Consider the following 9,857-nt stretch of genomic DNA (forward strand, 5'->3'; position numbering starts at 1 on the left):
GGACCCCTCTTGGAGGGGTAGTCTGAGATAATAATGCAGTTGGCAGACCTTTTTCAATGCATCTTGAGATGCTCGCAAGCAGGGGTGCCTTTCAGGCACAGTGCAAACCACCCGTTCACACGGGTGGTGCTGATTGTTGCAACCTCAGAGCTGAAAGTGACCTCTTTTTCAGTGGCCTCAATATTCCTTGATTTTTTCTGAAATATTTCGTTAGCTTTTGTGTAAAAAATTCACCGTCAAGAGCAAATAGTGATGAAAATAGTCACCGGTTAGAAGAGCTAAAAAAATATGAGTAACGGCAACTTGCACGCAAACAGTGGAATTCCAATCTTAGGGAGAGTATTATGCTGTCTGCGTCACTTTTGGCATTAGAATTGCATTTAATAAAAGCGAGAAGTAGATAATAAGGAGGTGGTTTTAAATGTCTGGTAAATTTCGATTAATACAAGCGTTAACAGCTAGCTGAATGGTGAATTAACCAAAAGGTCACGTATAGTAAAAATAAAACAAGAGAGGAATAGGAAAATGATAACAGAAATTGATAAAAGTATAAATAAGATTGGTTTTGTTACTGAAATATTTAAGGATCAAGGTCGTACGGGCTACCAAATTCAGATGCTTATTCGCAGCAAGGAGTATATGTTCGATACAGAAAAAGATGTATACGATTTTATTGATGCCGGGAGATATGGACAATATCCAAGCATTGTTGAATTTCTGTATATGCCTATATTTGATGAGAATGGTATCGTCAAACAACTGATTATGGCAGATACATTCGAGAATGAAAATGGACTGCTGCAAACGCATATAGAATTCGGCACTTACGCAATGTTCAAATACAAAATATCTGATGAAACTTTAAAAACTGGCGATTTTTTTACAATTGAGGGAAATACATTGACTTTCGACAAATTCGACGAGAACAAAGACAAGCTCGTCTACTTGGAATATGGTGGATCGGTCCCTGCACCAAAAAACGGAATGTCGTTAAAGCTGGCCCCGGATGTGGACGTATATATTTGGGATTGGAGAAAAGCTTTAAAGCCGTTTAGCATATCTTGCACACGCGAAGAGGCGATCGCAAACAAATTTGTGACCAGATTCCAAGTCGGTCAATTGGAAGATATCAAGCTGGGACATTGGATTGACCTGGTTTCTGCCCGCGGAGATGAAAGCGTCATAGATACGATCGTATGCTTTATTAATAAAGCGCCGGGATGGACTTTCTAGCGATTTGATTATGAATATACAAATTATAGATTTCCACACACAAAGGAGGAGAGATGGATAATACAGTTAAGCAAAAACCATTGACCTTGAAGAATAAGATAGGCTATGGTATAGGCGAATTTGGTGAATGTACCGGGTACAATCTATTTTATTTTTTCTTTCTGTTCTATCTGACAGATATAGTTGGAATTCCTGCCTCAATCGGCGGGCTCATTTCTTCAATCGCCGTTTTCTGGGATGCGGTTACTGATTTAGCGATCGGATATATTTCCGATAATTTTACCAGCAAATATGGAAGAAGACGTCCACTGATGATCGGTGTAGCAATTCCATATGCAATTGTAACATATTTAATGTTTTGCAGCTTTGACATGAGTATGGATGCTAAAATTGCGTATTCCATCATATTATCAATTGTATTTTGGACATGCTATACGGTTTATACAATTCCCTATTTTGCATTGGGCGCTGAAGTAACGCAAGTTTTTGAGAAAAGAACATCGCTTCGTTTATATGCTGCGGTATTTCTGCATGCTGCCACAATGATTGCATCATCAACGCCCCCGATGATCGTTCAAAAATCTATAGATATGGGGATGAGCGTAGAAAAAGGCTGGAGTAACGTGGGGCTTCTCATAGGGCTAGTAATACTAGTTGGAATAGTGGTATGCTGGTTTTGCACCAAAGGGAGAGAATTGCCTGCGGAAAAAACAGTTGTAAAAAAAGAAGATAAAGTCAACATATTTAGAACAATCGGGCAGATTTTCAAATTAAAACCCACTGTCCCGCTTGCTGTAGCTACGTTCTGTGGCGCATTTGTCTGCACCATGGCGAGTAACGGCATGGTCTACATCATGACGAACAAGTTGGGATTTAACGCAGGCATGCAGTCCTTACTTTTATTGATTATTCCCGCGTTAGCAATTGTATTTTTGCCTTTGATCAGTGCATTTACAAAAAGGTTTGATAAGAGAACCGTATTTATGTTTTGCCTGGGATTCGGAGGCATCTCTTTAGCAATTTACTCTTTTATCGGTATTACGGGAGTCACCAGCCTTGTTATATGGGGGGTCTGCTACCAGATAGCAAATTCTTCCCTTTGGGCACTTTATTACGCGATGATGTATGATATTAGTGAAGTCGATGAATTTAAGTATGGCAAAAGACGGGAAGGAATTATCACTGCTTCTATGGCATTTTTCCAAAAGATAGGTGGATCTGCAGCATTGTGGGTAACAGGCATGGTTCTCAACAGTGGCGGCTATGACGGCACGCTTGATGTACAGCCCGACAGCGCTGTAACAGCCATAGATTCCATCTGTACAATTATTCCAGGTATCGTATATATTGTAGGATGTATAGCGCTTATCTTTTATCCGATAACAGGAAAACGATATAAAGCATTGTTAATCGCCCTTGAAGCAAAAAAGACCGGAAAAGAATATTCAACCGAGGGCTTCGAAAAGATGCTATAAGATCAAATAGGCTTCTGAGAATTAATAAAACAGTAGGTATAAAAAGGACCTTCGGACTGAGGTGAGACAGCTGATCAGTCCGGAGGTTTGTATGATTAAATGCCATATCTTTGGCATTTTTTTATTAATGTGGAGTGGTCTACACCCAATGCTGCGGCTGCCTTGCGTTTTGATCCGTTCGCATCGATTGATTTTAAAAACAATCTTTTTTCAAGGTCTTCTACAGCCTCCTTAAGCGTGTAGGGCTCAGCATTTTCCGTATAAGTATATTTAAGATTCAATACACTGCTAACAAGCTCAACATCGATCACGCCTGTTTTATTTACTACTACCATTCGTTCAATAATATTTTTTAGTTCGCGGATATTCCCGGGCCATTCGTATTCCTGAAGCAATTGGCTGGCACCCATAGTCATAATAATATCTTTGTTGTATTTCGCATTATACTTTTTTAGCAATCCATCCATGAGGGGGCCCAAATCTTTCTGCCTATTCCTTAAAGGTTCAAGATGAATGGGAACAACATTCAGCCGGTAATATAGATCTTCTCGAAAATTCCCTTTCTCAATTTCTTTTTTTAAATCCTTATTCGTTGCAGCGATGAAACGGATATCCAACTTGATCGGAGATTTTCCGCCGATCTTTGTTATTTGCTGTTCTTGTAAGACTCTCAGCATTTTTGCCTGAAGCTCCAGAGGCATATCTCCGATTTCATCAAGAAGCAACACTCCCTCGTTTGCAATTTCAATCAACCCGGTTTTTCCATTTTGATTCGCGCCTGTGAATGCGCCGGGTTCATAGCCAAAAAGTTCTGATTCAAGTAAATTTGCAGGAATTGCAGAACAGTTTATTTTTATGAAGGGTTGTCCGTTCCTGTTACTGTTTTTATAAATCGCATCGGATAACACTTCTTTTCCAGTTCCGCTTTCGCCGGTGATCAAGACTGTCACATCAGTATCCGCAATAGCGGAGATTGTGGAAAACGCTTCTTTCATATTGTCACTTTCAACGATAATATCGATATTATCTATTTGACGTTGTCTGAGATATTCCAGTTCCGCACTTTCCTGGTTATATGCAATACGAAGCGTTGCTAGGTTATCTTGCAGTTCCTCTAGTCTTTCTATATCTTTTTGATGAGCAATTGCGTATTTGATATTGCCGTCTTGGTCGAAGATAGGGATGCCTGTAACATAAAGTTTTTTATTGGTTCTAGTAAGCGTTCCAATTGTTTCCGCAGGTTTTTTGGTCTTGATGACGGTTGGCAAAACACCATTGGTATATATATCTTCCTCCTCATTTATATCAAAAATATTCCGCCCTATGATTTCCTCCAATCTCAGGTTACCCAATTCCAGGTATTTTTGATTCACATAAAGAGTTGTACCTTCTCCGTCGGTTATGTATATAGAATCAATCAGGTGGTTACATATATCTTCAAAATCCACAGAGTTTTTTAAGACGCAGATTTCTTCATTATTGAGAGGAATATTTTTTTTCATGATGGTTCTCCTTAAAGGGATAAGTGGTGAAAATAATCAATACATTTTGTGTGTTTCGGTGAAAAAATGACTCAATGGGGATGATGTCTGATGACTTTTAGGTCATTATACCAAATTTAAAGACAAAATGCATCAGTTAAAAAATGCATGTAACCCCAGTTGTTGAAAGGGAAAACAGAAAAAATAGTTTATCCCAACTGTTTTATTCAATGAATGGCATTGGTTTTGCATTTATAGTATGGCATGAAGCAGAGCAAGATTTCTGATTACATCTAAATAAAAATCTTTAATATGGAGGACAGTACAAGATGAATAAGAAAAAAACAATTATAACCGTAGCGCCAACAGGAGCTTGGCCGTCTAAAGAAGACAATCCGAATATTCCGTTAAACCCAGATAAGATTGCAGATGATGTCTATGCTTGTTACAAGGCCGGGGCGGCGATCTGTCATCTTCATATGAGGGATGATGAGGGAAATGGAACGATGGATGAGAACAGATTCAGCCAAACTGTTCATCTGATCAAAGAAAGATGCGATATAGTGATAAATTGTACTACTAGCGGCGACTTGAATGCTACGGATGAGACAAGGATGGCACATATAAAAAGTATTAGGCCGGAAATTGCCTCATATGATTGCGGATCAATGAACTGGATGAACCATAGCTTATTTATCAATCATCCACACTTCCTTGAGGAGCTGGGGTATACTATGCAAAAATACGGAACAAAACCTGAAATAGAGATATTTGATGCAGGTATGGTTTATAATTCACTTTACTATTTGAAAAAAGGCGTTTTAAGAGCCCCTTTACATTATCAATTTGTTTTAGGTGCCGCGGGAGGAGTAGCTGCAACTGTGGAAAATCTGGTATATTTAAGAGGGCTAATTCCCGAAGATTCTACTTGGGCGGCGCTGGGAATAGGTAAGGGGCACGTTCCAATTATGCTTGCAGCAATTGCAATGGGCGGACATCTTAGAGTTGGCATGGAGGATAATGTTTTCTATGGACCGGGAAAACTGGCCGATTCCAATGCTCAGCTAGTTAAAAGAGCCGCAGACCTAATTGAAATTGCAGGAAACCATGTTGCTACTCCGGCTGAAGCAAGAGAAATATTGGGAATTTAGGGGGATAGATTATGATAAAAAGAGTTGCGGTACTAGGTGCAGGAACGATGGGACACGGCATAGCAGAGGCTTTTGCTATGGGAGGATATTCAGTCAGCTTGTATGAACCATGTGAATCCATACGGGATAGAGTAAAAAAGACAATTCGAATAGAACTTGAATATCTAGCGGATCAAGAAGTGATCCGTTTTGAGGAGATAGGAAATATAATGGATCGGATAAGGCTATTCGATGTAATGAAAAATGCGGTTCATGATGTGGATTATGTCATAGAAGCCACACCGGAAAATTTGGAATTAAAGCAAAAACTATTTCAAACGCTTGATAATTTGTGTAAGCCCCATACGATACTGGCATCGAACACATCCAGTCTATCTTTAAGCGAGATGATGCTACATATCACTCCGGAGAGAAAGACACGAACCATGATCTGCCATTGGTACAGTCCTGCCCATATAATGCCGCTCGTCGAATTGTCTAATTTTGGTAATTTAAATGAAGCAGTTTATGAAGAAATTGAAAAATTATACCGTAGAATTAATAAACAGACCGTAAAAGTGAAAAAAGATGTTCCAGGTCTTGTTGCTAATAGAATTCAGCAAGGACTGGCGAGGGAGGTTTTTTCACTAATTGAGCAGGAGATAGCATCACCGGAAGATATAGACAAAGCTTTAAAATTCGGTCCCGCATTCAGATATGCGACAGCGGGTCAGCTTGAAATTGCGGATATGGGTGGGCTGGATATATGGGCAACAGTAGGAGATAATCTCCTATCCGTTATGGACAACAGGCAGGAAGCTAGCCCCATTCTTAAAAATATGGTGAATCAAGGTAAGCTGGGAATAAAGACCGGTGAAGGATTTTTTTCTTATTCCGATAAAGAAATTGAATTGAAGAAAAAGAAATTTAATAATAAGCTTATCCTTCAGCTAAAAACTTCACAGCATTATATTGATTAAAAAGTAAAGAGGGTGATTAAATGAAAAGCAAAATAAAGAACGCGGCTGAAGCGGTGGATCGTATCAATGACGGTGCACGGGTAATGATTGGAGGCTTCATGGCCTGTGGCAGTCCAGAGATTCTTATCGACGCATTGGTGGAAAAGAACGTACGAAACTTAACTATTATTTCCAATGATGCCGGAACGCCAGGAAGAGGGGTTGGTAAATTATTATCCAACGGGCAAATTAAAACACTGATTGCATCCCATGTAGGTCTCAATCCCGAAGTAGCCGAAAGAATGAATTGCGATAATATGAGCGAACGGCTGGAATGCATTTTAGTTCCCCAGGGGACCCTAGCAGAAAGAATACGTGCGGCAGGCTGTGGACTGGGAGGGATTTTGACGCCTACGGGAGTAGGGACCATTGTGGCAGAAGGAAAGACGGTTATATCTGTTAATGGAAAAAAGTATCTTTTGGAAGAACCGCTTTCCGCCGATTTTTCATTGGTCAGAGGTTCCGTCGCTGATGAGTTCGGCAATTTAATATACCATGGAACGACAAGAAACTTTAATCCATTGATGGCTATGGCTGCGAAACATGTGATAGCAGACGCGTGTGCAATCGTAAAAACCGGTGCGCTAGAGCCCAATAACATAGTGACTCCCGGTGTATTGATAGATACTCTTGTTGGAGGTGAGAAGCCATGTCAGAGTTGAAGGAGAGAATTGCGAAAAGGGTTGCGTTGGAGTTCAAGGATGGGGATGTTGTCAATTTGGGAATAGGTTTACCTACGATTGCAGCAAACTATATCCCGGAAGATGTTGAGATTGTCTTACAATCTGAAAATGGTATCATGGGTATGGGACCGTCGCCTGAAAAGGAAAATGCGGATATTGATATAATTAATGCAGGAGCACAATATGTTTCAGTCAACGATCACGCGGCATTTTTTGACAGTGCTGTCTCATTTGGAATTATAAGGGGGAGGCATGTTGATGTTACCGTGCTAGGCGCGCTAGAAGTGGACAGGCATGGAAATTTATCTAATTGGATTATTCCGGGGAAATTAGTTCCAGGGATGGGAGGTGCGATGGATCTTGTTATCGGTGCAAAAAAAGTAATCGTCGCGATGCTGCATACACAGAAAGGCAAGAAAAAAATACTGGAACAATGCACATTGCCATACACGGCGGTCAATGTCATCGATAAAATAATAACCGAGATGGGTGTAATGGAAATTCGAAATGAACAAATTGTCTTAACCGAGCTCTATTGGGACTATTCGATCGCAGACGTTAAGAATGCTACCGGATGTGAAGTTACTGTAAGTGAGAATTTGAAAAAAATATATACGTGAAAGGAACGGGAAAATGACAGTTGATAAAAATTTTGTTGACACTTTATTTGACGTCAAGGGAAAAGTAGCGATCATTACAGGTGCAACGGGCGCGCTGGGTACAGCAGTAAGCTTTGGTTATGGTCTGGCAGGTATGAAAGTAATGGTAACAGGGAGAAACGAAGATAAGTTGAAGGTATTATGCCAAGAATTAAAAAAAGAAGACATCGAATGTGAATATTCAGTTGGCGATCCAGCCACCGAGGAAGATGTGCAAAAAGTTGTCCAAAATACAATGGAATCATTTGGTGAAATTAATGTTCTTGTTACAGCCGCAGGATACAATAACCCTCAGCCTATTATAAAACAGGAGTTGACCGAATGGCAGAAGATCATGAATTCTGATGTTCAGGGAACGTGGCTATTTTGCAAATATGTTGGAGCAGAGATGATCAAACAGGGGAAAGGGGGTAAAGTAATATTGATATCGTCGGCGCGATCTAAAATGGGTATGGCAGGATATACCGGTTATTGTACGGCTAAGGGAGGAATTGACTTGATGGCCCAATCGTTGGCGTGTGAATGGTCGGCTGAGTACAAGATAAATGTAAATACAATAAATCCAACTGTTTTTCGATCGGACTTAACAGAATGGATGTTTGATCCCGACAGCGAGGTATATAAAAATTTTCTTAAGAGACTTCCTATTGGAAGACTTGGAGAGCCTGAAGACTTCATAGGACCATGTATATTCCTGGCTTCTTCTGCCAGTGACTTTATGACAGGAGCCAATATAGCGGTTGAAGGTGGATATTGGGCTAATTAATATTGATTTGAATTTGATTGAGGAGGAGAACAACTATGAGTAAAAAAGTTTTTTTAGATCTAACACATCCGTTTAGTGCAGAAATTCCAAGATGGCCGTATTTTGATAAGCCTGTTATTGACAGCAAGCACAGCATGGCGAAAGGCGGTGTCCTGACACAGTACATCGGATGCACTATGCATACAGGAACCCATTGTGATGCGCCGAGACACGTGATGGAAAAAGAGTTTGACGGAAAACGTGCGCGCTATACCCATGAAATGCCGGTAGATGCTTATACGGGAGATGCGGTTTGCCTTGAAATTCATATAGAAAAGTGGGGACTCATAACGGACACGCATCTGGAAGATGCGTGTAAACGTGCGGACATAAAGCCGGAAGAGCTGGAAGGCATGGTAGTATGTCTGAATACAGGAATGCACCGTCAATTTGATGATTCAAAAGATTACTATCACTATTCATGCGGTACTGGAGTTGAGGCGGGAAAATGGTTTGTCAGACATAAGGTGAAATGCGTGGCAATGGATATGCAAGCGTTGGATCATCCGCTTCATACAGCTATGGGCAATAATGGTATGACGAGAATGAACCTTCTGGGAGCCTCGGGTAGGCCGATCACCGAAGAATATATTGAGCAGTTTGGGGAAGAGGCATACGCGGAATTCGACAAGGAACTTTATATTAAAATCCACGGACAGAAAGCATACGACGAAAAATTTGGCGATTTGGAAGCAATTGGACAGTGGGGAACATGGGAACCGTGCCACAAGCAACTTCTGGGGCACGGCATCGTAGGCGTAGAAAACTTAGGCGGCGATTTGGATAAAGTGTCCGGAAAAAGATTCAGATTCTACTGTTTTCCGATTAGATGGTATATGGGCGATGGCTCCATGGCCAGATGTGTCGCGGAAATAGATAAAGCAGATATGAATAATGCTCCTGATCGAAACTATTATTACTGCGGAGTTTTACCAAAATTCTAAGCTGCCTGTTGTGAGTATATAACTTGTGGAAGAATAAAAAGTAGTATTGAACCGAGGCCACTGAAAAAGTCCCCCAAAGACAAGGCAAAAAATAAGCAAAAATCAACCACTGTCTATGAGGCGGTAAAGGACAATTACTCCTCCACAATGGGCCGGACGATGACGCCAGAGCGGATCGTGACGGCGGCGACCCACGGGAAACGGAAGAACCGGGAGAACTTCAGCTACAACAAGGATGCGGAGATGTACGTGTGCAAAGGCGGGCACATGGCCATCAAAAAAGAGATCCATAGCCAGCAGATCAAGTACATGAAAACGGACGAATACCAGTAATTGTAAAAAGAGCGCAAGAAGACGAAATGGAGAACCCATCTTTCCATTTCGTCTTTTTGTATGAACGAAAACCACGGGCTATGCCTGTGGTTCCG

Annotated in this window: 10 protein-coding genes; 9 read left to right on the plus strand and 1 reads right to left on the minus strand. The window is 40.8% G+C overall.

The window, feature by feature from the left end; all coding sequences use genetic code 11:
- Positions 1-525 precede the first annotated feature (525 nt).
- Positions 526-1,233, plus strand: coding sequence for a hypothetical protein (locus LG211_RS19835; RefSeq protein ID WP_269478300.1), 708 nt, complete (start codon positions 526-528; stop codon positions 1,231-1,233).
- A 53-nt stretch (positions 1,234-1,286) separates the two neighbouring features.
- Positions 1,287-2,708 (plus strand): MFS transporter, encoded by a 1,422-nt coding sequence (locus tag LG211_RS19840; protein ID WP_269478301.1) that lies wholly within the window; start codon positions 1,287-1,289, stop codon positions 2,706-2,708.
- A gap of 95 nt (positions 2,709-2,803) precedes the next feature.
- On the opposite strand, the gene LG211_RS19845 is transcribed toward LG211_RS19840, so the two are convergent.
- Positions 2,804-4,210 carry a sigma-54 interaction domain-containing protein gene (locus LG211_RS19845; RefSeq protein ID WP_269478302.1) on the minus strand — a complete coding sequence of 469 codons (1,407 nt, stop codon included), beginning with the start codon at positions 4,208-4,210 and terminating at the stop codon, positions 2,804-2,806.
- Positions 4,211-4,518: 308 nt separating this feature from the next.
- On the opposite strand from LG211_RS19845, the gene LG211_RS19850 reads away from it, so the two are divergent.
- The 7 genes from LG211_RS19850 (at position 4,519) to LG211_RS19880 (ending at position 9,762) form a co-directional block, all read left to right on the plus strand.
- Positions 4,519-5,340: a beta-keto acid cleavage family enzyme gene (locus tag LG211_RS19850; RefSeq protein WP_269478303.1), complete on the plus strand. Its 822-nt coding sequence runs from the start codon at positions 4,519-4,521 to the stop codon at positions 5,338-5,340.
- A gap of 11 nt (positions 5,341-5,351) precedes the next feature.
- A complete protein-coding gene (locus LG211_RS19855) occupies positions 5,352-6,299 on the plus strand; it encodes a 3-hydroxyacyl-CoA dehydrogenase family protein (protein WP_269478304.1) in 948 nt (315 codons plus the stop codon).
- A gap of 20 nt (positions 6,300-6,319) precedes the next feature.
- Positions 6,320-7,000, plus strand: a complete 681-nt coding sequence (locus LG211_RS19860; protein WP_269478305.1) for a CoA transferase subunit A — start codon at positions 6,320-6,322, stop codon at positions 6,998-7,000.
- Positions 6,988-7,641, plus strand: coding sequence for a 3-oxoacid CoA-transferase subunit B (locus LG211_RS19865; RefSeq protein WP_269478306.1), 654 nt, complete (start codon positions 6,988-6,990; stop codon positions 7,639-7,641). The genes LG211_RS19860 and LG211_RS19865 overlap by 13 nt, the downstream gene beginning before the upstream one ends.
- 13 nt (positions 7,642-7,654) lie before the next feature.
- Positions 7,655-8,446 (plus strand): SDR family NAD(P)-dependent oxidoreductase, encoded by a 792-nt coding sequence (locus LG211_RS19870; RefSeq protein WP_269478307.1) that lies wholly within the window; start codon positions 7,655-7,657, stop codon positions 8,444-8,446.
- A gap of 35 nt (positions 8,447-8,481) precedes the next feature.
- Positions 8,482-9,429, plus strand: a complete 948-nt coding sequence (locus LG211_RS19875) for a cyclase family protein (protein ID WP_269478308.1) — start codon at positions 8,482-8,484, stop codon at positions 9,427-9,429.
- Between the two features lie 147 nt (positions 9,430-9,576).
- Positions 9,577-9,762, plus strand: a complete 186-nt coding sequence (locus tag LG211_RS19880; protein ID WP_269478309.1) for a hypothetical protein — start codon at positions 9,577-9,579, stop codon at positions 9,760-9,762.
- The last annotated feature ends 95 nt before the right edge of the window (positions 9,763-9,857 follow it).

This window comes from Hominibacterium faecale (assembly GCF_020734085.1).
Taxonomy (GTDB): domain Bacteria; phylum Bacillota; class Clostridia; order Peptostreptococcales; family Anaerovoracaceae; genus Hominibacterium; species Hominibacterium faecale.